Genomic DNA, 23,551 nt, shown 5'->3' on the forward strand with positions numbered 1-23,551 from the left:
CCGGTCAGCCGGCTGCCCCTCGCGGGGTGGCGTCTGCGCCGCCTTCGGTGTGGCCAGGGCCCCGGGTGTCTCCGACGGTTCCGGCATCCGCGGTCGATGCGGTCGGCGGGCTCGGTGTGGTCGGTGGGACCACTGCGGGAGGTTCGCCCAGTAGGGGAGGTTCGGCCCGTACGGTCGGTTCGGCCCGTACGGCCTGTACGGCCTGCGTACCTCCCGCGTCCGGCGCGGGCCCGCGTGGCGCCACGTCGTCGGTCTGCTGCGCGAGCCGGCGGCGGTAGGCGGCCACTGGTTCGTCCAGTGAACCGTCGTTCAGGCCCCACCGCCGCTCGGCACCGCGGCAGGCGTCGCTGCGGTAGTGGCGCGGATTGTCGGTCAGCAACTCCTCGAACGCGACGCGGAGTTCGTCTTCGTCGGCGTGGTCCGGGTCGGGCAGCAGCGCCGCCAGGGCGGCCGACTCCCGACCGCCGTCCGTGGCCTCCTTGCGCAGCAGGGCGAGGAAATCGGCGCACGGCACCGGCTGCGGCGCCGCGGGCAGTTCCGTCAGCAGCGTGCCGAAGTCCACGCTGGCCGGGTGCAGCAGATGCAGGTCCGTGCCCCACACGGACCGGTCCCGCACCGCGTGGACGATCCGGCGCGCCGCGTAGTCGGCCGGCGTGTAGTCGGACACCATCTGCGCCGCGGGCCGCACCCCGAGCCGTGCCACCGCGGTGAGCAGCAGGTGCGTCAGCGCCGCGGGGTTGGCCAGCCCCGAAGCGGTGGCCGGCATCACCTCGCCCAGGCGCAGCACGGTCACCGTGGCGCCCTGCCGCCGGGCCGCGGCCACCTGCTGCTCGGCCACCCACTTGGAGCGGTTGTAGCCACCCGGCGGCGCCGGTACCCGCCGCAGGTCACAACCCTCGGGCACGCCGGCTGGGTGGTCGGCCCTGGCGCCCTGGAGCGCGGCGAGCGTGGAGACGTGGTGCAGCGGTACGGGCCGTCCCTCGCCGGCCAGGCCCAGCAGCTCGGCCACGCCCAGCACATTGGCCCGCCGGTGCGCGCGGTAGTCGAAGAGGAAGTTGACCAGCGCCCCGCAATGCAACACCAGGTCGGGCCCGTGCGCGAGGTCGCGCCGGACCTGGGCGGCGAGCCCGAGCCCCGGCAGCGCCAGATCGGCCGCGTACGCCCGTAGCCGGTCGGCGAACTCCGGCCGCCACAAGCCGCGTTCGCGGAGTGAACCGACCACCCGTTCGCCGGCCCGCGCGTCGCTGCCGGCCCTGACCAGGCAGACCACCTCGGTGTCGGCTGCGGTGGCCAACCATTCGTGCACCACCTGTGCGCCGACGAACCCGGTCGCCCCGGTGACCAGGACCGTACGCGGCTCCCCGGCGTCGGCCGCCGCGGCCCGTACCGGCGGGAGCGGCGTGAGCGCGTCGCGCGCCAGTAGTTCTTCCTCCCGCTCGTGCACCGCCCCGTCCGCGCGGTAGGTCTCGGCGAGCAGCGTCAGCCGCGCCGCGGTCGGCTGGTCGAACACGTCCTGGGCACACAGTTGCGGCAGGTCGAACCCGGCCCGTACCGCGTTCACCACCGACAGCGCCGTGAGTGAGTCCCCGCCGCTGTCGAAGAAGTGGTCGTCGGGGTCGAGTCGCGGCAGGTTCAGCGCGGCGCGCATCGCCCACAGCACCCGGCCGCCCAGCTCGTCGGGGGCCGCCCCCTCCACCGTTTCCGCGGCCTCCGCAGCCACCCGCCGGTCCAGCACGTGGGCCAGCTCCCGCAGATCGGTCTTGCCGTTGTCTCCCAGCGGCATCCGCGGCAGCAGCAGCACCCGCCGCGGCACGCTGGTGCGGGGCAGCGTGCCGCGCAGATGGGCGAGCACCTCATCGACCCCGGCGCCGTCGGCGCAGACCGCGAACAGCGCGAGCCACCGGCCCGGGCCCGCCGCCCCCTCCCGCGCGTGCTCGGCCACCAGCGCCTCGGCCTGCACCACGCCCGGACAGCTCTCGGCCGCCGCCTTCACCTCACCCAACTCGATCCGTACGCCGCCGATCTTCACCTGGGCGTCCTTGCGGCCCGCGCAGAACAGCCGGCCCTGCTCGTCCATCGACCCCAGGTCACCGGTGAGGTAGAGCCGGTCGGTGGGGACCAGATCGGGGAAGGGGTTGGGCACGAACGCCGCGGCGGTGGCCGCCGGAGCGCCCAGATAGCCCGCGCCCAGACAGGCACCCCCGATGGCGATCTCCCCGGTGTGGCCCGCCGGCAGCGCCTCCAACCGCTCGTTCACGATCACCGCGGCGCAGTTGTCGATCGGCCGCCCCACCGGCACCGTGTCGCGATCGGCCGCCGACATCGGATGGAAGGCCATCCCGATGGACGCCTCGGTCGGACCGTAGCCGTTGGTGACGTGCAGGTCGGGCAGGAGAGAGGTGAGCCGGCGCACGGTACGCGGGTTGACGGGCTCGCTGCCGACGATCAGCCAGCGCAGCGAGGCGAGCGCGGCCAGCGCGTCGGGGTCGTCCTCGACGGTGGCGACCAGCGCGTTGAAGACGCTGGAGACGAAGTCGGCGGCGGTGATCCGGTGGGCGCTGATGGTGGTGATGGTGCGGCGCAGGTCGAGGAAGTCGGTGTGCACCGGCAGCACGGTGCGCCCGCCCTCGGTCAGCGGCCACAGCAACTGCCACAGCGAGGAGTCGAAGGTGTGCCGGCTGTTCTGGAGGACCACTTCGTCGCCGGTGGCGTGGAAGTAGCGGGACATGAAGCGGAACCGGTTGGCGAGCCCGCCGTGCACGTTGATCGCGCACTTGGGGGTGCCGGTGGTCCCCGAGGTGAAGAACCCGTAGATCGCTTCGGACGGGTCGAATTCCACCGCCCGGCGGCCGGCCGCGGTCGGCAGCCGCTCCACCGGCGGCACCCGCACCGCCAGCGCCCGGTGCGCCGGCGGCACCTGCCGCGGGTCGGCGCAGAGCACGGCCCGCGGCGCGAGCAGGGCGAGCGCCACCGCAAGCCGCTCGGTCGGCCAGGCCGCGTCGACCGGTACGAACACGGCCCCCAGCTTCATCAACGCCAGGAGTGTGACGGGGAGTTCGAGGCTGTTGCCGAGGGCGACCGGTACCACGTCGCCGCGGCGCAGCCCGCGCCCGGCGAGCTCGTCGGCGAGGCCACCGGCCAGTGCGTCGAGCGTCCGGTAGGACAGCGTCCTGCCGTCGTGGGTGACCGCGGGCCGGTCGGGGAAGCGGTCGGCCGCCGCCTCGATCATCGCGGGCACGGACTGGAACCCGGCCCGGCCCCGTGACGGGCCGTCCCCGGGCTGGTCAACGAACGTGTGCATGCTTCCCCCTCGGACGCGGGCCGGGCTCGGTGGCCGGCCGACGGCGTGGGCCTGACGGTGTTGTCAGCGCCGGGGTAGTGCCTGTTCGAGATCCGCGATGATGTGCTCCACGTCGACCGTGTAGCCGCACGCCAGGCGCACGGTGCTGCGGTCCACGCCGATGTCCCGGAGGCCGGCGTCGTCGTACTCGAAGTACGTGAAGAACGTGCTCTGCTCGACGAGCGTCTGTGGCGCCCCGAAGTTCGACGCCATGTAGGGGATCTGAAGCCGGTCGACGACCGCGGCCGTCTCCTGCTCGGTCAGGCCGAGTTCGAAGGTGACCACCCCGCCGTGCCCGGCGAGGTAGTGCTCGGCCAGCTTGTGGTGGGGGTGACTGGGCAGGCCGGTGTAGTAGACCTGGCTCACCCTGGGGTGGGCCTCCAGGTACGAGGCGACGGCCAGGCCCTGGGCGTTGACCCGCTCCATCCGCAGTGGCAGCGTGTCCAGGCTGCGGCGCAGCAGAAAGGCCGTGTGCGGGTCGGCGACCGCGCCGGTGGTGTCGCGGTACCAGCGGACCCGCTCCACCAGGTCCTGCCGGCCGGACAGCACGCCGGCCACGATGTCACCGTGGCCGCTGAGGTACTTGGTGGCGCTGAACAGGACCAGGTCCACGCCCCAGCGCAGGGCGTGGAAGTTGGGTGGCGGGGCGAAGGAACCGTCGAGCGTGATCACGGTGTCAGGGCCGACGGCCGCCCGCACCTGCTCGACGTCGATGAGGTACATGTGTGGAGAGGACGGCATCTCCAGGTGGACCAGCCCCACCCGGTCGGCGAGTTGGGCCAGCCGCTGCACGAAGGCGCTGGGGTCCCGGATCGAGATCTCGTGCACCCGCACGCCGAACTTCGGCAGGATCTCCTTGAACACGTTGCGCACCTGGCGGTACGACTCCGCGGGCAGCACCACCTCGCTGTCCGCCGACAGCAGCGCGAGGAAGGTGGTGAAGTGGGCCGCCATTCCGGAGGAGAACAGCAGCGAGGACTCCGCTCCGGACAGCTCGTTCAGCCGGCGCTCCACGTCCAGCCAGGTCGGGTTGGAGTAGCGCCCGTACCGACCGGCGGGTTCCGACTTCTCGTGCAGGCCGGTCCTGACGTGTTCCGCGTGGTCGAAGTAGTAGGAAGCGCTGTAGTACACCGGTGGCAGAACACTGTTGACGTATGCGTCAGGCGCTCTTTCCCGCGTCATGTTGGCTCCTCGCCCATCGGACGCTGAACTTTTAGCATCAGACAGCACCCGCTCCCGCTCCGTCAAGTATGCGCTGTGCATGGGTTGTTGGGCCCGCTTGCGGTGTGATCGGGGCGCTTGTCGGGACCCTCCGATCAAGCCAGGTAGAGCTTGCCGCGGGCGGGCGGAACGTGGCGATTGCGCACCACCCACACACGGTGCACACAGATGGGAGTGGCGGGTTGCCGGATATCGGTGCCGATGCTGTCAACGCGGGGTGATCGGTGGTCCGTTCGGGCATCCGCCCGGTGTGTCTTGGTGCGGTGTGGTGCGGTGCGAGGTGGTTTGGTCTGGCGGCCGGGGCCGGGCCGGAATGGGTGGTGGTTGTGTGGTGGGTGGTCGGGCAAGGCGGTCGGCGCAGTGGGTGGGCAAGGCGGGTGCGTAAGGCAAGTGCGCGGGGTGGGTGGGCCGTCGCGGCGGCCACCCGTCCGGTGTCGGGTCCGGTGCTACGCGTCACCCCCGGGGCGTCGGCCCTCCGGCATCACGCCGCGTGCGTCCGTCGGATCGGTGGGTGCGGCGTGCGCGGGGGCTGCGTCTGCCCGGTCTGCGTCTGCCGGGTCCGGGGCCGTGGTTTCCCCGGTGGTGAGGTACGCGCGGAGCGGCCCCGGGTCGTTGACGCGGGTCCGCTGGAACACCAGGTATCCCTCGCCGTCGCGCGGCGGGCGGGTCCAGGAGCGGCTGACGAACGTGGGCAGCCGCCCGTACCGGATGGCGTGCCGGGGGAGGGTGACGTCGAACTCGTCGGCCAGCGCTGCCAGCAGTGCCCGTTCGGCCGCGACCGTTGCGGCCCGGTCGGTCGGTTGGGCCGGGTCGCCGAAGAACCGGGCCGGGGCCAGCGCCGGCGGTATCTCGCCGCTCGCCCGGACCTCGCCGGCCAGATAGGTGAACGCGTACTGCTCGACGCCGTCCGCCGCCACCGAGACGTGGCAGAAAGCCTCCTCCCCGCGCTGCGCATGCAGCCCGCTCCACACCACCACCGCCCGGGTGCCCGTACTGGCGGCTGCTGCCGGGGAGACGAAGCGGGGGTGGTGGAATCCGGTGGGGTCGCCGTCGAAGGCGAAGCTCCAGCCGGCCCCGGCCCGGCCGACCGCCATCAGCGCCCGGTCGGCGAAGGACGAGAACTCCTGGAGATCGGCCCGGGCATCCCGGTACGCCTCCTGTCGGTGCAGGGGCACGGAGAGCCGGGCCCCGACCCCGAGCCCGGCAGCCCAGCCGTCCTCGTCCCCGAGCCCGGCAGCCCAGCCGCCCTCGTCCCCGAGCGCGGAAGACCCGCCGTCCGCACCTCCGAGCCCGGAATCCCCGGTGTCCCCACCCCCGTCCTCGGAAGCCCGGCCGTCACCGCCAAGGCCACCGTCGCCCCCGCCAACCCCACCGTCGTCCGCGGCCCCGTCGGCGAGGCGTCCGGGCATCTCATCCGGTGCCACCCCCTCCACCAGGACGAACCGGTAGGGCGTCGGCTCCTCGTGCGGTTCGGAGTCCGCGAGCCAGTCCAGGCCGTCGTGGTCGAGCCCGGGCGTCGGCGGCGGGGCGACGCCCGTCTGCCCGCCCCGCGGCGTGGCCAGCAACTCGCGGCCCCGCTCCACCGTCCACAGCGGCCCGAGCAGCGGATCCGCCAGCCAGCCGAGCGGAACGATCTGGTCCGGCCCCACCGGCTCCCACTGCGGCAGCGCCGCCCGCAGCATCCGCCAGGCGCCGTCCGTGTCCGCCTCCCGCGCGAGCGCCCGCGCCCGCTCGACCGCCACCCCGAACGGCCCGGCGGCGGTGTAGCAGTACGTCAGCTTCCGCACCTCGTCCAGGGTGGCGTACGCCAGGGACACCAGGTCGTCGTCGGCGCCGCCGAGCGAATACGTGAGGGTGGAGTCGTCGCCGTACGAGTGCTCCGCGTAGTCGGCGACCAGGGGCGGCAGCACCTCCGACGCGTACCGCGCATCGGCTGCCAGTCCGTCGAAGGACACCTGGTAGGTCTCCCCGAGCAGCCGGCGGATCTGGTCGCCTAGCCCGGTGGCCAGCGGTCTGCCGTACTCCTTGGCCTCGTCCAGCATCCGCAGGGCCTGCTGCCAGTCGCCGCGCAGGGCCGTGAGCCTGGCCTCTGCCACCTGGTCGTCCAACCGGCGCGTCGTGTCGTTGGCGAACTCTGGGGCCGCCTCGTCGCCGTCCCCGGACCGCAGACTGTGGAACTCGCGGTACATCTCCTGCATGAAGTCCCAGAAGGTGCCGTGTGGTTGCGGGTCTTCGCAGCGCCAGCTCGCCCAGGAGTAGACGGTCCACTCGCCGTCCTCGTCCACGTCTTCGGGGTCCATGAGGACGTGGACGACATCGGATTCGACGTCGAGTTGGAGCCCGCGGTGCCAGATGTCCACCACCCGCCGCTCCTCGGCGTCGGCGTCCTCGTCCAGGAACTCCGTGAACATCTCGGCGAGCTCCGACTCGTTCTCGTGCCAGTGCGCGTCCGCGGTCCCGGCCAGCAGCCAGACGAATCCGCCGGCGTGTCGCCAGCCGTCGGTGACCTTCAGGAACTCCCGGTAGGACGGCGGGAGCCGGCGGCCGAGGCGCTGCTCAAGGGTGACGACCTGCTCCTCGGTCGCGGGCGGTAACCCCAGCCAGCGGTCCCGGCGGGCGGCCAGGTCGTCCGCGTCCCGCACGTCGTCGTCGGTGAGCGACTCCGCCCACTCCGCGCTCCATCGCAGGAGGAAGGGGCGCCAGTCGAAATGTGTGGTCTCTGTCATGGGGCCGATGTTGCCACCCACCACTGACAGTGGCCGTTCGGCGACCGAGTGCCCTCACCGACGTGAGGGGCGAGTACGCAGGTCAGACATGGTTTCTGGTGGTGCGGGCGGGCCGGTCCGTGCCGGGTCCGGCCGGTCCGGCTCGGCCCCGTGGCGCGGTCGAGCCGCCCGGTTCGGCCTGCCCAGGCCCGGCCCCTGGGTCGGCTGGCAGGGCCGGCGCCGGGGGCCCGTACGCGTACGACACAGCCGGTGTGCCGGGCGCGAGGGCCCGGGCACACCGGCTGCGGTTGGGGCAGGGGACCGTCAGCGGCCCAGGGCCGCCACGCCGGCCTGGGCGAACTTCTCGTCCAGGTCGCCGCTGGGCGCGCCGGCCACGCCGATGCCCGCGATCGGGGCGCCCTTGACGGCGACCGGGGCGCCGCCGCCCAGGAACAGGGTGCCGGGGATGTCCTTCAGGTTCGGCGCGTTCGTCAGCCGCTTGGCCAGCTCCGAGGTGGGGGCGTTCCAGGACACGGCGGTGTACGCCTTCTTGACGGCGGACTCGTAGGACTGCGGGCCGGCGCCGTCGCCGCGCAGCGTCACCACCGTGTTGCCGTTGCGGTCGACGACCGCGACCGACACCCGCTGGTTGTTCTTCTTCGCCTCGTCCAGGGCGGCCTTCGCGGCCTTGGTGGCGGCCTCGACGGTCAGGTGCGTGGACTGGGTGGTGTTGCCCTTGGCCGCGCTGCTGGCGGCGGCCGGGGCGGGGGTGGTCTTCGGGGTCGCGGCGTTGGCGGACAGCGCGCCGAAGGTGCCCGCCGCGAGGGTGGCGGCGACGGCGGTGCCGGTCAGGACGCGGGCGCTGCGGGAAAACTTCTTCATCTCGGGCATCTCCTGCTGCTCGGTGGCTTGCTGTGCTTCCAGCCTGCGGCCACCCACCGCCCCGGGGGCTCGACGGAACGGCTCCACCCCGGGCGCCGGACGGCGGAGCGCGGGGTCATCCGATCGGTTGACCCGGCGGTCGGCACCCTGGCGGACAATGAGGCGATCCGCGCAGGTCCGGGCAGGGTCGGGAGAACCCGAAACAGGGCGTCACCGGCCGGTCAAGTCCGGTTGTCGCAGCGACCGGTACGACCAGTTCCGTGCGGCCGACGGTCGGGAACGGCGGCGCACACCCCGTGCGGCGGCGTACACGCTGCGCGGCGCCGCGGACCGGGAGGCGGCGCGGGGACCGTACGGAAGCAGGGCGAGGGCAGTACCGAGGCGGTGCGGAGGGAGCGCGGAAGGGCAGCACCGTGACCGCGGACGGCAGCGGAGAGACAGCAGAGACGGGCACGGCCGGAGCCACGGCCCAGCCCCCAGACGTACCAGCAAACGACGCAGCAAAGGGCCGCGAGCGCGCGGGACGTGGGTTGCGAGAAGGGAGTAGACGGGGTGAACGGAGCCCCCCGACCACCGCACGGGACCGGCGACGAGGGCCCGACCCCGGGCGGTCCCGCCGGGCCGGACGCCGTGGGCGAGCAGGACGCCCGCTGGCTCTCGGCGGTCATACACGCGGCCTTCTTCCTGCTCCTGGCAGCCTCCCTGACCCGCTACCTCATCCGGCACCCCGGGTCGCCGCACACGGGCTGGATCATCGCGCTCAGCGCGGCCCTCGGCCTGCTCTACACGCTCGGTCCCGCGATGGGTTCGCGGCCCACCCTGCGCAGGCTGCTGTGGCTGGGCGCCGAGGTCGCCGTCTGGGTCGTCCTGGTGGTGCTCGCACCCAGTTTCGGCTGGTGCGCGGTGCCGCTGTTCTACACCGGCCTGCGCACCCTGCCACCGCGCGCGGCGCTCGCCCTGGCCGCGCTGCTGACCGCGTTCATGGTCGCCGCGCAGCAGCGCCTGGTGTCCGGCATCGACCCCAACCTGTTGATCGCGCCGCCCGCGGTCGCCGCGCTGGCCATCGCGGTCTTCGTCCACATGGACCGGCAGGCGGCCCGGCAGCGCGCCCTCATCGACGACCTGGTGCGCACCCGCAGGGAACTGGCCGCGACCGAGCGCCGCGAGGGCATGCTCGCCGAACGCCAGCGGCTCGCCATGGACATCCACGACACGCTCGCGCAGGGCCTGTCCAGCCAGCGGATGCTGTTCCAGGCGGCCGAACGGATCTGGGACACCGAACCGGAGACCGCCCGCGGCCATCTGCGCGCTGCTGCCGCCGTCGCCGAACACAACCTCGCCGAGGCCCGCCGCTTCGTGCACGACCTGGCCCCCGCCGACCTCACCGCGGGCGGCTCGCTGCCGGCCGCGCTGCGGCTGCTCGCCGACCGCGAGTCCACCGCCGACCTGGCCGTACGCTGCCGGGTCGAAGGGACGGAGACCGCGCTGCCCGCGCGGGTCGAGTCGGCCCTGTTGCGCATCGCACAGGGCGCGCTGGCCAACGTCCGCGAACACGCCGGCGCCCGCACCGCCCAACTGACCCTCACCTACCTCGGCGACCTGGTCGTGCTCGACGTCGCCGACGACGGCCGGGGCTTCGACCCGGAGGCCGGCCGCGCCCGCGGACTGCGCGGCCACGGGCTGCCCGCCAGTGACGCCCGGGTGCGGCAGTTGGGTGGCACCCTGACGGTCGAGTCCGCGCCCGGCGAGGGCACCGTGCTGTCCGCCGCGATCCCCCTGGAGTACCCATGAGCACCCCCGTCCGTCTGCTGGTCTGCGATGACCACCTCGTCGTCCGCGCGGGGCTGCTCGCCCTGCTCGGCAGCGCCCCCGACATCGAGGTGGTGGGCGAGGCGGGCAACGGCGCGGAAGCCGTCGCGCTGGCCGCGAAGCTCACCCCCGACGTCGTCCTGATGGACCTCCAACTGGGCCCGGGCATCGACGGCATCGAGGCCACCCGGCAGATCGCCGCGACTGGGGTGCGGGTGCTCGTGCTGACGACGTACGACACCGACGCCGACATCACCCGCGCCATCGAGGCGGGCGCCACCGGCTACCTGCTGAAGGCGGAGCGGCCCGAGGAACTGTTCGCCGCCATCCACGCGGCGGCCCAGGGGCGCACCGCGCTCTCCCCGCCGGTCGCGAGCCGGGTGATGGCCCGGATGCGGGCGCCGGGGCCCACGCTCACCTCGCGCGAGTTGGACATCCTGCGCCAATTGGCCCGCGGGCTCGGCAACCGGGAGATCGCCCGCGCCCTGTTCATCTCCGAGGCCACCGTGAAGACCCACCTCGGCCGCATCTACGACAAGCTGGGCGTGGACACGCGCGCGGGCGCGGTAGCCGTCGCCACCGAGCAGCGGCTGCTGTCCTGACGACCGCGGCGGGTGGCCCGGGGCAGGGCCACCCGCCGGGTGCTCAGAGCAGCGCGCCGTCGCGGGCGACCACCCGCCCGCCGTGCACGACCACGTCGCGCTGCGGCATGTCCACCACGATCTGCGGTACGCACCCGCCGCGCAGCAGTACGAAGTCCGCCGGGTCGCCGGGGCGGAACTCCACCCGGTCGAGCCCCAGCACGTCGGCCCCGCCGTGCGTGCCCACGGTGTGGCAGCGGACCAGTTCCTCGTCCAGCCGCGCGCCCGTGATCCACCCCAGGATGTGCGTGCGGTGCAGCATGTCGGCGTTGCCGAACGGGCTCCAGGAGTCGCGTACGCCGTCCGAGCCGAGACCCACCCGCACCCCGTGCTCGTGCAGCGTGGTCAGCGGCAGGAGCAGCGCCGCGCTCGGTGCGACGGTCGTCAGGGCGATGTCCTGCTCGGCCAGGTCGGCGGCGATCGTCTCCAACTCGCCACGGCCGAGGAACGGCAGGCAGAAGACGTGGCTGACGGTCACCTTGCCGCGCAGGGACAGCGCCTTGGTGCGCTCGATGATGGCGCGCAGCACGCGCACGCCCTTCTCGTCCCGGTCGTGCAGGTGGATGTCGACGCCCACGCCGTAGCGGTCGGCGAGGCCGAAGACGAGGTCGAGCTGTTCGACGAGCGCGTGGTCGAAGCTGATCGGGTCGATGCCGCCGACCTGGTCGACCAGGCCGCCCCGCGCGGCGTCCGCCAGCAGCTTCGAGGTGCCGGGGGTGCGCACCACGCCGTGCTGCGGAAAGCCCACGATCTGCACGTCCAGCGCGTGCGCGAGCCGTTCACGGGCCTCGGCGACCCCTTCGAGCCCCTTCAGCCCGTAGGCCGGGGCCACGTCGACGTGCGCCCGCACCGCCCGGGTACCGCGCGTCACCGCGTGCGCCAGCAACCCGTACGCGCGCTCGCCCACCGGCCGGGGCTGGCTGCGGAACAGCTCCGCGTCCTGCTCGCCGTACTCGGCGATGCCCGACGCGGGCCGGCGGGAGATCCAGTCGCCGCCCCAGGTCGTCTTGTCCGGGTGGATGTGGGCGTCGACGAGACCGGGCAGCGCGAGGCGCCCGCCACCGTCGACGACCTGCGCGTCGGCGGGTGCGGGACGGTCCGTGAAGCGCCCGTCGACCACGGTCAGGTCCACGGGGGCGCCGGTGCCGAGCGGGCGTACGTTCCGGAAGACGACCGCCTTGGCCGGCTTGTGTCGGGCCTCGCTGTCCGTGGCCGTGGCGGCGGGGCCGGCCGGGCTGGCCGGGTCTGCCGGGCCTGCCTGGTCGGTCCGGCCGCCGGGCACGCGCGGGGTGTCCGCGGCGCCAACGGACGCGGAGAGCGCGGCGCCGGCGCCCGCGAGCGCGGCGGCGCCGACGAGGGCGCGTCGGCGGGACAGGGGAGGAACGGCCATGACGTCTCCTTGCGGGTCGCGGGTGCGGGGCGAAGGTTGTGGGTGCGTGGGTGCGTGGGTGCGTGGGTGTGTGGGTGTGGGCGCGGGGCGGAGGGGTTCGCGTTGGGGGTTGGCTTACGGGCCTCCGGCGCCGGTCCGTGGCTCCGCGCGGGATGCCGGTTGGGTGTGGGGGTACCGACTCGACTCGGGGTACCGGACCCCGCCTCCGAATTTTGTATACCAAGGTGATGGATGGGGCAAGGTGGTGTCGAGCTGGTGTTCAGTTTTATTTGCTTATAAGGGGATAAATCTCTTCGGATGTCGTATCGACTCGTCAGGGCGACGTGCCGGCCGGTCGGGAGGTGGGAGGCAGGTGCGCGGCTTGGTATACAACGAGCCGTCGCCCGGCTGTCACCTTGCCACCCTGCCGATTGGTCGCCGTGCCGCCGTGCTGCCTTGTCGACTGGCTGTCCGACCGTCCGGTTGCCTTGTCGACTGCCCGACTAGCCGTCGCCGAAGAGCGACCGCAGGGCCGCCGCGCGGCTGTCCCGGACGTGCAGCAGGGTGCTGGCCGCCGCCAACTGTGCGTCCCCCGCGGCGATGTGCCGGAACATCTCCGCGTGCTGCGCCCGCATCTGGGCCGACTCCTCACGCATGCCGAAGATCAACTGGAGCTGCCAGCTCAACTGTTCCATGGTGCGTGCAAGGAGCGGGTTGCCGGCCAGGGTGACGATCTGTTCGTGGAACGCCGTGTGCGCGCCGACCTCCCGCTGCCCCTGGTCCGCCGCGGCTGCGTGCTCGGCCCGCGCCAGCAGCGCGCGCAACCGGGCCAGCCCCGCCGGGTCCCCGCCCGCTGCCACCCGGCGGGCGGCCAGCGACGACGCCTGTACGGCCAGCGGCTCCCACACCTCGTACAGGTGGCCCACGTCGGCCCGCTCCAGGGTGCGCACCCGCACCCCGCTGTGCGGCGACAGTTCGAGCAGGCCCTCGGCGGTGAGGGCGCGCAGCGCCTCGCGCACCGGCACCCGGGACATGCGGAGCTCCTCGGCGATCTCGCGCTCGACGAGTCGGGAGCCCATCGGGTAGCGGCGGTCCACGATGCGCTGCCGTACGGCCTCGCGCGCCTGCGCGCCCAACGACACCCGGCCCCCCGCCGGCTCGTCGCCCCCGGCCGCCTTGCTGTCTGCCATTCGCATCGCCCTTTGCGCTCCGTGTCCCCGGCGAGAATACGGCGCCACGCGGTGCGGGCCGCGGACCGACCCCGACCGGATCGCCGCCGTCGGCTGCGGCACCGGGGGCGTCGTCGGGCTGGAACTCGGGCGCGTTGTGGCTCGCCAGCCATGAGCCGGTCCATGGCTTGCATCAGTGCCGCGTGAGCTGCGGGTGTGACGCTCATCGTGCGGCCTCCTCGGACTGGTCACGCATGTGTCTGAGCTGCTCGATCTGCTGTGCACCGCAGCTTTCTGGAGGTTGGTCAAAGGGCGGATGGCCAGCAGTTTCCGGGCGTCACCAATGCCGTTGTCGATCGCCGAGCGGTGCTGGGGCAGTACGCAGGAGTTGGGGCACTTCGCGGGCGCCCGATGTCCGCTCGGATTGCTGGCGCCCCTGGCTATGTCAGGTTCTTGCGCATCAACGTGCACATGGTTTCGTACCGTTTGACCGAGCCCTCTTCGGTCTCCACGTCCCAGGAGTCCAGCTCGCGGCCGTAGGGCCGGTAGCCCAATCGCTCGTAGAGGACTCGGGCTCTGGGGTTGCTCTCCTCCACGCCCAGTTCGGCCACCGCCAGACCACGGGCTGTGATCCGAGCCTCTGCGGAGCTGATCAGCAGGGTGCCGACGCCGCACGACTGAAGCGCAGGATGGACACCGAGCTGCCAGAGCGTGCCAGCACCCCTCTTGAGCACGTAGTCGACGCCGCCGATCGCCACCGGCATGTCCGCGGGCCCGCAAACGGCTAGGTAGTCGACCTCGCCGCGCTCGGCCCGGCGCAACTGCTCGGCGATCTGCCTCACGTGCAGGGCGGAGCCCGACCAGTCGCACGAGGGCAGGTCCTCGTGGGTGAGATCACGCACGGACAGGGAGATCCTGATGTCGGTCACTGTGACCACCTCCAGCGCAAGAGGCTCGACGACAGCCCAGACAGACGCAACACCATTTGGGCAGCCGCCTCGGGGCCGAGTCATCTGCTGCCCGGGCTGCGAGGCTACGGCACCGGCCCCTTCGCCGGCGGGCCGCCTGAACCCGGCGCCCGCCACGTACCCGGGGCCGGCGCGGTCCGTACGCGGTCCGCACGGGGTGCGGCTGCTGAGCGGCGCGGTTGCTGAGCGGCGCGGTCCGTACGCGAATCAGAGTTCGTACGCGGCAAGGTCCGTACGCGACGGGGCCCGGGCAGGTCGGCAGGGTGAACCACCCCCCAGCACACGCCCCGCCATCCCGCACGGTGCGCAAGGCGCAACAACCAGCCGTTCCCCAGGCGCCGTTGACAGTGTCCGGGGCGGGCGTGAGTATCCGTCTCGATCCGCAGACCCAGAGGGGGGTACCACTGTGTCCAGATCGCTTTCCGGCAGACCCGAGGGAGCCGGCGGAACCGGCAGGGCTGGTACGGCTGATGGGGCTGGCAGCGCCGGCAGGTTCGGTGGGGCCGGGGCGTTCGCGCCGCGGCGCCGCACCGTGCTGCTCGGCCTCACCGCGGGGGCGGCCACCGCGCTCACGACCGGGCTGCCGGCTGTCCGTGCGGCCGACGCCCCGTACGAGCCGGTCCTGTACTGGGGCAAGATCCTGGAGGGTGCCGTCAAGGCCGCCGGCGGGGCGCCGGGTCCGGCGGCCCGGGCGGCGGCGATCATGCATCTGGCGATGTACGACGCCGCCAACTCGATCGTGCCCATCGGCCGGCCCTACCTGGTCAAGCAGCCGGTGCTCGGCACCGCATCGCTGAACGCGGCCATCGCCACCGCCGCCTACACCGCACTGCGGGCCCAGTACCCCACGGGCTCCTTCGACGGGAACTACGGCTTCGCCCTGTCGCAGGACAGCAGTTCCCAGGCGGAGAAGGACAAGGGTGTCGCCGTCGGACGGGCGGCGGCGCAGGCGTTGGTGCAGGCCCGGGCGGACGACGGGGCGAGCAACGAGGTGCCGTACACGCCTGACGGGGTGCCCGGCGCCTGGCGCCCGACGGGGTCGCAGGCCGCCATGACGCCGCACTGGGGCCGGGTGACGTCCTTCGGCGGTTCCACTCCGGGCCAGTTCCGCCCGGGCCTGCCCGGCGGCTTCGGCACGTACCAGGACCTGCTGCGCAGCAGCCAGTACGCGGAACAGGTCAACGAGGTGCGGGTGTTCGGCGGGCACTCCAGCACGGCCGTGACGACGGTGGTGCGCACCCAGGAACAGAGCGACATCGGCCGGTTCTGGGCCAACGACCTCGACGGCACGTACAAGCCCACCTCACAGCTCTACCAACACGCGCGGATCATCTCGCGCAAGAAGACGCTGACACCCACCCAGAACGCGCAGTTCTTCGCCGTGCTGTCGATCGCCCTCGCGGACGCGGCGGTCGTCTCCTGGGACGCCAAGTTCAACACGCCGATCGACCTGTGGCGGCCGGTGACCGCGATCAACCTCGCCGCCGACGACGGGAACCCGGCCACCACGCCCGACCCGGCCTGGCGCCCGCTCTCCTCCAACCTGGACGGTTCGGCCTTCACACCCGCCTTCCCCGCCTACATCTCCGGGCACGCCACCTTCGCCGGGGCCTGGGGCGGCGTGTTGCAGACCTACTTCGGGACCGACACCATCGCCTTCAGCGCCACCACCGACAGCGGCACCGTCACCCGGCGGTTCACCACCATCTCGGCTGCCACCAGCGAGAACGCCATCAGCCGGCTCTACCTCGGCGTCCACTACCGGTGGGACGCCGAACAGGGCCTGGCCGCCGGCGAACGCGTCGCCCGACAGGTCACCGACACATTTCTCTGAGCCGCTGATGCATTGAACTAGCGATCCACTGATCCACTGATCCACTGATCCACTGATCCACTGATCCGCTGGTTCGCTGGTGTACTGATTCGCTGATCCACCTCGCGCCACCTCGGCCGGTCGGGACCTGTGCCCGGCCGGCCGTTCGCACGCCCGCGGACCGCGGGGCTGCCCGACGCCCAGGCCGCCCGACCACCCGGCCACGGGGCCCGGAATGCCCGTTTCCGCTGCCCCGAAGCGCAGTGCACACACCGGGGGTTGTCGCCCCTTTTCCTGGCCCCGGGTCAGAATCCCGGTACGCCGCGGGCACGTAACCTGGCCAGTGTCCGACCCGACCGCCGCCCGTCGCAGGCGGCCGGGGCCACCGCCACCGCGCAGGTGCCGACCGGGCCGCGGCGGCCACGCCTACCGCCCCACTCGCGGTCATCTGCTTACCGTACTGATCCGAGATCAGTACGAGATCAGGGAGCCGGGCCGGCTCGCGGGGCTCGGAGCGGCCGGTGCACGGCCGGTTCCACCACACCCCGCGGCCCGTCGTGGACCGACGGCAGGTCGGCGGCTTCTCACCGGTCCCTACGAGAAGCCGACCCCACTCCCGTCCCATCGCGCGCAACCGAAAGTTCCTCGCATGTCACCTCACTCTCCTGGCGACCTTCGTGCCCTGCCCGGGGCCGTCCTTCAGATCGCGGCCTCCGTCCTCCAGACCGACGGCCTGACGATCGACGACAACTTCTACGACCTGGGCGGCACCTCGCTGCACGCCGTGCGGATCTGCGCCCGACTGCGCACCGAGTGGGGCATCGCCGTCGCCCCGCAGGCGCTGTTCGACCACGACACCATCGGCGGCTTCGGTACGGCCGTCGCCATCGCGAACCGTCACCCTGACGGCGAGCGGAACCCCACGACCGGCCTTGCGACCGAGCCCACGGCCGACTCCGCGACCGGTGCCACCACCAACCCCAGCGCCAGCCCTGCGTCCAACCCCGCGAACTCCCACCCGTACACACCCTCCCGCGCCCCGGCCCCGCCACACCACCCGGTCGAGCAACGGCAACCGCCGTCGCACGAGATACGCACCGAAGGGGAGCGGCTCGACACCCGGCTCATCCACGAGGCCGTGAGCCGCCAGGCGCTGCTGCGTCCGGATGCCACCGCCCTGGTCAGCGGCGCCGAGCGGATCAGCTACCGGCGGCTGGACGCGCTCGCCGAGGGGTACGCCGCCGCCCTGAAGGACCTGGGGGTAGGCCCTGGGCACGTGGTGCCGGTCGTGCTGCCGCGCTCGCCGCGGCTGGTCCTCGTCCTGCTCGCGGTCCTCAAGTGCGGCGCCGCCTACGCGGCCCTCGATCCCCGCTGGCCGGCGGCGCGCATCGCCGCGGTCACCGGGGCCCTCGACACACCGGTCGTGGTCACCCGCACGCCGGGCCCGTGCGCCTGGGACCCGGACGCCTGGGACCCGGACGCTTTCCGTCGGGATGCGGCAGCGGCGCGGCCCGCCCGTACGGTGCCGGTCGCGGTGGCGCACACGGCGCCGGCCGCGGTGTTCTTCACCTCGGGCAGCACCGGGACGCCCAAGGGTGTGGTGGCGCCGCACCAGGCCACCACCCGGCTCTTCGCGACGGCCGACTTCGCCGACTTCGGTCCTGGCCGGGTCATGCCGCAGGCCGCGCCCGCCTCCTGGGACGCGTTCGGCCTCGAACTGTGGGGCATGCTCACCACCGGCGGCACCTCGGTGCTGGTGACCGGGGACTATCTACTCCCGGCCGACCTGCGGGAACTGACGGCGGGCGAGGGTGTGGACACCCTCTGGCTCACCGCCAGCCTGTTCAACCTCTTCGTCGACGAGGACCCAGCCTGTTTCACCGGCCTCACCCAGGTCCTCACCGGCGGCGAACGCCTCTCCACCACCCATGCCCGCGCCTTCCTGACGGCCCACCCTGACATCCGGCTGGTCAACGGTTACGGCCCGGTCGAAAGCTGTGTCTTCGTTACCGCGCACACCGTCACCCCGGCCGACTGCGAGCGCCCCGAGGGCATTCCGGTCGGCCGGCCCGTACCCGGTACGACCGTGCACCTGCTGGCCGGGGACACGCCGCTGGGCGCCGGGGCCGAGGGCGAGATCTGTGCCGCAGGCACCGGCCTGGCCACCGGCTACCTGGGTGACGAACCGGCCACCGCCGCCTCATTCGTCACCCTGGCGATCGACGGTGCCCCGACCAGGCTCTACCACACCGGCGACCGGGGGAGGCTGGACGAGGACGGAGTGCTGCACTTCCTCGGCCGCACCGACCGACAGGTGAAGATCGCCGGCCACCGGGTCGAGCCCGCCGAGGTGGAGGCCGCGGCCCGGCGGCTGCCCGCCGTACGGGACTGCGCCGTGGTCCCGGTGCCGCGGCCCGACGGCGGCCACGAGCGGCTGGTGCTCTTCTACACGCCCGCAGCTCCGTCCACTGGTGCGCCCAACGCCACGGTCGCTGCTCCGGAAGCCGGCGCGCCCGGCGGCCCCCTGAGCAACCCCGGGGGCGACCCGCCGGGCGACGACGCCGAGGCGGTGCGCGCGGCGCTGGCGGCCGTCCTGCCCCCCTACCTCCTGCCGACCAGCGTCCACCGGCGCCGGGCGCTGCCGCGCACCCCGAACGGCAAGCTCGACCACGCCGCGCTGCTGCACGACCTCAGCGCGCCTGCGTCCGCACCCACGCCCGTACCCGCACCCACGCCCGTACCCGCTTCGGCCCGGACCACCGGCGGCGACACGTCCGCCGTGCCCCGTGCGCCCGCCGCCGCGCCCGACGCCCCGCGCACCTTCCCCCTGTCCTACGAACAGGAGTCGATCTGGCTCAACGACCTTGTCCAGGAAGGGACTTCGCGCTATCTGGAGTCCTGGGTCAACACGCTGCGCGGCCCGTTGGACGTGGACGCCGTACAGCGTGCCCTGGACGGCATCGTGGCGCGACACGAGAGCCTGCGCAGCCGGCTGGTGCTGCTGGACGGCAGGCCGGTGCAGCAGGTCGGCGACCCGATGCCGGTCCCGCTCACCGTCCGGGACGTCACCCGTGAGGGGTTGGACGCCGCACTGCACGCGGCCGTGTCGGCCGCGTCCCGACCGATCGCCCTCGACCGGCCGCCGCTGCTCAGGGCGGTGCTGTTGCGCATCACGGACGAGACGCGGGCGGACGAGAAGGTGGGTGAGAAGGCGGACGAGGGACGGTCAGGCACTGAAACAGGTGACGAAACAGGTGAGGGACGGCCGGGCGGGGAGCCGGGTGGTGAAGCCGTGCTCGCCGTGTGTGTGCACCACGCGGTGATCGACGGCTGGTGCTTCAGCCTGTTCGACCGCGAGTTCAGCGCGCTCTACCGGCAGGCCGTGGGCGCGGACCACCCGCCGCTGCCCGGGCCCCGCCTGCAACTCGGCCCGTACGCGACTGCCCGGCGTACGGGCGGTGCAGCGGCTCGGGCCGCTGCGCTCGCCTGGTGGGAACGGCACCTCGCGGACGCGCCCGAGGAGTCGACCTTCCCGACCGACCGGCCGCGCCCCGCCGTACTCGGCGCCGGCGGCGACCGCATCGAGTTCGCCATCGATGCCGAACTGGGGCGCGACGTCCGGGCGCTCGGCCGGCGACTGCGTACCACCCCGTTCGCGGTGCTGGCCGCCGCGCTCGCCGTGCTGCTCGGGCGGCACACCGGCCAGCAGGACATGGTGCTCGGCACCCCGATCTCCCGCCGCGACGACCCCGGGACGGTCGACATGGTCGCCTGCCTGGCCGATGTGCTGCCACTGCGCCTGGCCGCCGCGCCCGACGCGTCCTTCCTGGAGGTCGTCGCCGGCGCCAAGGAAGCGACCTGGTCGGCCGTGCGGCACAAGGACGCGCCGTACAGCCATCTGGTGCGCGCGCTGGGTGTGTCGCGAACGCTGAGCCGCTTCCCGCTGTTCCAGGTCGTCTTCACGCTGGACGACGCCCCCGCGCCGCACGTGGACCTGCCGGGCGTGGTCGCCGAGCGCCGCTACGTGCACTCCGGGACCGCCAAGTACGACTCCTTCCTCCACTTCATCCCGGACGGGGACGGCTACCGCGGGCTGTGGGAGTTCGCCACCGACCTGTTCGACGCGGCCACCGTGCACCGTCTCGCCGCACGCCTGCGCACCCTCCTCGCCGCGGCCGTCGCCGAACCGGATTGCCCGGTAGGGGAGTTGGAGCTGCTGCCGAGGCAGGAGCAGGACCGCATCGAGAGCTGGGAGCGGACCGCGCCGGCCGCTGGGACCGAGACCGCGCCGGCCGCCGGGACCGCACCGGCCGTCGGGACCGCACCGGCCGTCGGGGCCGGTGTCCTCGCGCACGAGGGGTTCCGGTGGTGGGCCCGGCGGCATCCCGACACCCCCGCCGTCCGCTGGCGCGGGCGCGACCTCACGTACGGGGAACTCGACCGCCGCTCGGACGCGGTCGCCGCGCACCTGGTCGACCAGGGGTGGGAACGCACCCCCATCGGCGTCTGCGTGGAACGCTCCTTCGACCTGCCGGTGGCCGTGCTCGGCGTGCTCAAGGCCGGCGGCGCGTACGTACCCATCGACCCGGCCTATCCGGCCGAGCGGACCGCCTTCATCACCGAGGACAGCGGCGTCAAGGTGGTCATCACCCAGCGGTCGCTGGCCGGTCGTACGCACCTTCCGGCCGGCACCGCGCACTGTCTCATCGACGAGGTGCCCGCCACCGGGAGCGACCCCCGCACCCCGGTCACCGGCGACGACCTCGCCTACCTGATGTACACCTCGGGCTCCACCGGCCGCCCCAAGGGCGTCGCCATGCCGCACGGGCCACTTGCCAACCTGCTGGCCTGGCAGGCAGACCGCTCCGCCGCCAGCCACGGCACCCGTACCCTCCAGTTCACCTCCCTCAGCTTCGACGTCGCCTTTCAGGAACTCTTCAGCACCTGGGGCACCGGCGGCACGCTCGTCCTGGTCGATGACGAGGTCAGGAAGAACCCCGCGGAACTGCTCGACCTCATCGACGCCGAGCGCGTCCAGCGGCTCTTCCTGCCGTTCGTGGCGCTCCAACAACTGGTGGAGTACGCCGGCGCCACCGACCGCCGCTGCCCCACCCTCACCGAGGTCATCACCGCCGGCGAGCAACTGCACGCCACACCGGCGCTGCGCCGCTTCTTCGCCGAGCTGAGCACGGCCACCCTGGACAACCAGTACGGACCGTCGGAGACCCATGTGGTGACCGCCGAACTGCTGCCACCCGATCCGTCCACCTGGCCTCAACTGCCCGCCATCGGCAGGCCGTTGACCGGGGCGCGAATACGCCTGCTGGACAGGAGGCTGCGCCCGGTTCCGATCGGCGCGGTGGGGGAGCTCTGCGTGGCGGGCCCGGTGCTCGCCCGCGGCTACCTGGGCCGCCCCGAGCTGACCGAGCAGAAGTTCCTCCGCGCCGAAGGGGGTCGGCTCTACCGGACGGGGGACCTGGCCAGACATCTGCCCGACGGGCGCATCCAGTGGTGCGGACGCGCCGACGACCAGGTCAAGATCCGCGGTCACCGGGTGGAGACGGGCGAGGTGGAGGCGGCGCTACGGGCCGTGCCCGGCGTCGCGGACGCCGTGGTGGTGGCGCACGATCCGGGTGGCGGCACGGGCAACCTGCTCATCGGCTACTACCTGGCCGGCCCGCAGGCCCCGGCGCCGGCCACGGTCGTCGCCGCGCTGCGCAGCCGGCTACCGGACGCCATGGTGCCCACGCACTGCATCGCCCTGCCCGACTTCCCGCTGACCGCCAGCGGCAAGACCGACCGGGCCGCGCTGGCCACCCGCAGGCCCCAGGCCCCCGCCGCCGCGCCCACCGACTTGCCAGGCACGCCGAAGGAACGGCACGTTGCGCTGATCTGGTCCGGGCTGCTCGGCCTGGAGGGCATCGGCGTCCACGACGACTTCTTCGCACTGGGCGGCAACTCGCTGCTCGCCACCCGCCTGGTGCTGGCCCTGCGCACGGAGCTCGGTGCCTCCGTGCCGCTGCGGGCCGTGTTCACCACACCGACCGTCGCGGGCCTTGCCCGGCTGCTCGACGACACCGGTGCGCCGTCCGCGCAGACGCCGGACCTGGCGGCCGAGGTGCGCCTGGCCCCGGACATCGTGCCGGCCGCCGTGGTCGACACGGTGGCCGAGACGCCCCGGCAACTCCTGCTCACCGGCGCCACCGGCTTCCTCGGCGCCTTCCTGCTGCGCGACCTGCTGCTACGGACCGAAGCCCACGTGTACTGCCTGGTCCGCGGAGAGGACCGGGCCCACGCCACCGACAGGCTGTGGACCACCTTGCGGCGGTACGGGTTGGCCGACGGGCTGCCGCGTGAGCGCACCACGGTGCTGATCGGCGACCTCGCGAAGCCTCAACTCGGGCTGACAGATAGGGAGTTCGACCGACTGGCGCGTACCGTGGACGCCGTCTACCACCCGGGGGCCGCGGTCAACCTGGTGTTCTCGTACGCCCAGTTGCGCGACGCCAATGTGCGCGGCACCGAAGAGGTGCTGCGGCTGGCCGCGCGGCACCGCACGGTGCCGGTCCACCATGTCTCGACCGTCGGCGTGTTCGCTGCTGGTGCTGGTGCTGGTGCTGGTGCTGGTGCCGGCGAGCGGTCGGTCGACGCCGGGCATCCGATCGGCCCGGCCGCCGCCCTGGAACACGGCTACACCCAGAGCAAGTGGGTGGCCGAGGGGCTGATCGAAGAGGCCAGGGCGCGCGGGCTGCCGGTCTCCGTCTACCGGCCCACCCGGATCTTCGGCGACTCGATATCGGGTGCCTGCCAGTCGGGCGACTTCCTCTGGCTGCTGCTCAAGGCGTGCATCCAGGCGGGGGCGGCGCCCGCCGGGGTGGACACCGCGTTCGACCTGGCGCCGGTGGACTACGTCAGCGGGGCCGTCGTCACCCTCTCCCGACAGCCGCAGGCCACCTCCGGCACCTTCCATCTGGCGGCAGGCCGCCTGACCCGCCTCGACGTGGTGGTCGGCTGGCTGCGCGGGGCTGGCTACCGCCTCGTCGACGTCACCCCGTCACAGTGGTTGCAGCGCATCCAGGCCGACCCGGACAATGCCGCCTTCCCGCTGCTCAGCACCCTGGCGGCGGAGACGGAGGACGGCGGGTCCGAGGGCGGCATCCACTTCGACACCACGGCCACCCGACAGGCACTCGCGGGCACCGGCGTCGACTGCCCGCCGGTGAACGAGGAACTGTTCGCCCGCTATCTGGAGTACTTCGTGCGCACCGGCTTCCTGCCCGGCCCGGCGGGGGCCTGATCCCGGTGGAGACCTGATCCGGTGCGGGGCTGGCCAGGTGCGGACCTGACGGGGTGGGAGCCCGACGGGTGAGTGACCTCCCGCGGTGTGCTGATGGCCGTGGGTTGGTGGCCGTCGGGCGCGTCGACACAGCCGCCGGCAGGGGGTGGCCGTCAAGTGGCCAGCCCCTGCCGGCCGTTGTGCGTCCGGAGGCGCATGGGGCGGCCTCGGGCTTGGCGTCTGCCTGTACCCATCGAGGCTTGCGGCCGGGCCCGAGCGCCGTCCCGTGGCACATATAACCCGCGAGTCCGTGACACAACGTGACGAGCCGGGGCGCATTGCCCGAGGCCGTGGAGAT

General features: G+C 73.1%; 11 protein-coding genes and 1 pseudogene. 5 read left to right on the top strand and 7 right to left on the bottom strand.

Annotated features, from left to right (window positions below; translation table 11 throughout):
• Positions 1 to 4: 4 nt before the first annotated feature.
• From AAHZ94_RS00345 to AAHZ94_RS00360, 4 genes are all read right to left on the bottom strand, one after another.
• Entirely contained in the window at positions 5 to 3,301 is a 3,297-nt protein-coding gene (locus AAHZ94_RS00345) for a non-ribosomal peptide synthetase (RefSeq protein WP_349989761.1), read from the bottom strand.
• Positions 3,302 to 3,364: 63 nt separating this feature from the next.
• A complete protein-coding gene (locus AAHZ94_RS00350) occupies positions 3,365 to 4,522 on the bottom strand; it encodes a PLP-dependent transferase (protein ID WP_349989762.1) in 1,158 nt (385 codons plus the stop codon).
• Between the two features lie 485 nt (positions 4,523 to 5,007).
• Positions 5,008 to 7,287: an SMI1/KNR4 family protein gene (locus AAHZ94_RS00355; protein ID WP_349989763.1), complete on the bottom strand. Its 2,280-nt coding sequence runs from the start codon at positions 7,285 to 7,287 to the stop codon at positions 5,008 to 5,010.
• A gap of 303 nt (positions 7,288 to 7,590) precedes the next feature.
• A complete protein-coding gene (locus AAHZ94_RS00360; protein WP_349989764.1) occupies positions 7,591 to 8,148 on the bottom strand; it encodes a GlcG/HbpS family heme-binding protein in 558 nt (185 codons plus the stop codon).
• A 552-nt stretch (positions 8,149 to 8,700) separates the two neighbouring features.
• Between AAHZ94_RS00360 and AAHZ94_RS00365 the strand changes: the two genes are divergently transcribed.
• Together AAHZ94_RS00365 and AAHZ94_RS00370 are read left to right on the top strand one after the other, a co-directional pair.
• Positions 8,701 to 9,939 (top strand): sensor histidine kinase, encoded by a 1,239-nt coding sequence (locus AAHZ94_RS00365; protein ID WP_502964547.1) that lies wholly within the window; start codon positions 8,701 to 8,703, stop codon positions 9,937 to 9,939.
• On the top strand, positions 9,936 to 10,559 hold the full coding sequence (locus AAHZ94_RS00370; RefSeq protein WP_349989765.1) for a response regulator: 624 nt from the start codon (positions 9,936 to 9,938) through the stop codon (positions 10,557 to 10,559). The genes AAHZ94_RS00365 and AAHZ94_RS00370 overlap by 4 nt, the downstream gene beginning before the upstream one ends.
• Before the next feature lie 43 nt (positions 10,560 to 10,602).
• Here the strand turns inward: AAHZ94_RS00370 and AAHZ94_RS00375 are convergent, their stop codons facing one another.
• Positions 10,603 to 11,988 carry an amidohydrolase gene (locus AAHZ94_RS00375; protein ID WP_349989766.1) on the bottom strand — a complete coding sequence of 462 codons (1,386 nt, stop codon included), beginning with the start codon at positions 11,986 to 11,988 and terminating at the stop codon, positions 10,603 to 10,605.
• 482 nt (positions 11,989 to 12,470) lie between these two features.
• Positions 12,471 to 13,157, bottom strand: a complete 687-nt coding sequence (locus AAHZ94_RS00380) for a GntR family transcriptional regulator (protein ID WP_349989767.1) — start codon at positions 13,155 to 13,157, stop codon at positions 12,471 to 12,473.
• 49 nt (positions 13,158 to 13,206) lie between these two features.
• Between AAHZ94_RS00380 and AAHZ94_RS00385 the strand changes: the two are divergent.
• Positions 13,207 to 13,290, top strand: a pseudogene (locus tag AAHZ94_RS00385) (dienelactone hydrolase family protein); the annotation flags it as partial.
• A gap of 286 nt (positions 13,291 to 13,576) precedes the next feature.
• Here AAHZ94_RS00385 and AAHZ94_RS00390 read toward each other — a convergent pair.
• On the bottom strand, positions 13,577 to 14,038 hold the full coding sequence (locus tag AAHZ94_RS00390; protein ID WP_502964548.1) for a GNAT family N-acetyltransferase: 462 nt from the start codon (positions 14,036 to 14,038) through the stop codon (positions 13,577 to 13,579).
• 472 nt (positions 14,039 to 14,510) lie between these two features.
• On the opposite strand from AAHZ94_RS00390, the gene AAHZ94_RS00395 reads away from it, so the two are divergent.
• Entirely contained in the window at positions 14,511 to 15,938 is a 1,428-nt protein-coding gene (locus AAHZ94_RS00395) for a vanadium-dependent haloperoxidase (RefSeq protein WP_349989768.1), read from the top strand.
• Positions 15,939 to 16,566: 628 nt separating this feature from the next.
• Positions 16,567 to 23,214 (top strand): non-ribosomal peptide synthetase, encoded by a 6,648-nt coding sequence (locus tag AAHZ94_RS00400; protein WP_349989769.1) that lies wholly within the window; start codon positions 16,567 to 16,569, stop codon positions 23,212 to 23,214.
• Positions 23,215 to 23,551: the final 337 nt, after the last annotated feature.

It is taken from the genome of Streptomyces sp. HSW2009 (assembly GCF_040240285.1).
Lineage (GTDB): Bacteria > Actinomycetota > Actinomycetes > Streptomycetales > Streptomycetaceae > Streptomyces.

What these genes read in the sequence shown, in the direction of transcription:
- AAHZ94_RS00345 (WP_349989761.1), bottom strand. Translation starts at nt 3,301, where the DNA reads ATGCACACGTTCGTTGACCAGCCCGGGGACGGCCCGTCACGGGGCCGG.
- AAHZ94_RS00350 (WP_349989762.1), bottom strand. Translation starts at nt 4,522, where the DNA reads ATGACGCGGGAAAGAGCGCCTGACGCATACGTCAACAGTGTTCTGCCA.
- AAHZ94_RS00355 (WP_349989763.1), bottom strand. Translation starts at nt 7,287, where the DNA reads ATGACAGAGACCACACATTTCGACTGGCGCCCCTTCCTCCTGCGATGG.
- AAHZ94_RS00360 (WP_349989764.1), bottom strand. Translation starts at nt 8,148, where the DNA reads ATGAAGAAGTTTTCCCGCAGCGCCCGCGTCCTGACCGGCACCGCCGTC.
- AAHZ94_RS00370 (WP_349989765.1), top strand. Translation starts at nt 9,936, where the DNA reads ATGAGCACCCCCGTCCGTCTGCTGGTCTGCGATGACCACCTCGTCGTC.
- AAHZ94_RS00375 (WP_349989766.1), bottom strand. Translation starts at nt 11,988, where the DNA reads ATGGCCGTTCCTCCCCTGTCCCGCCGACGCGCCCTCGTCGGCGCCGCC.
- AAHZ94_RS00380 (WP_349989767.1), bottom strand. Translation starts at nt 13,157, where the DNA reads ATGGCAGACAGCAAGGCGGCCGGGGGCGACGAGCCGGCGGGGGGCCGG.
- AAHZ94_RS00400 (WP_349989769.1), top strand. Translation starts at nt 16,567, where the DNA reads ATGTCACCTCACTCTCCTGGCGACCTTCGTGCCCTGCCCGGGGCCGTC.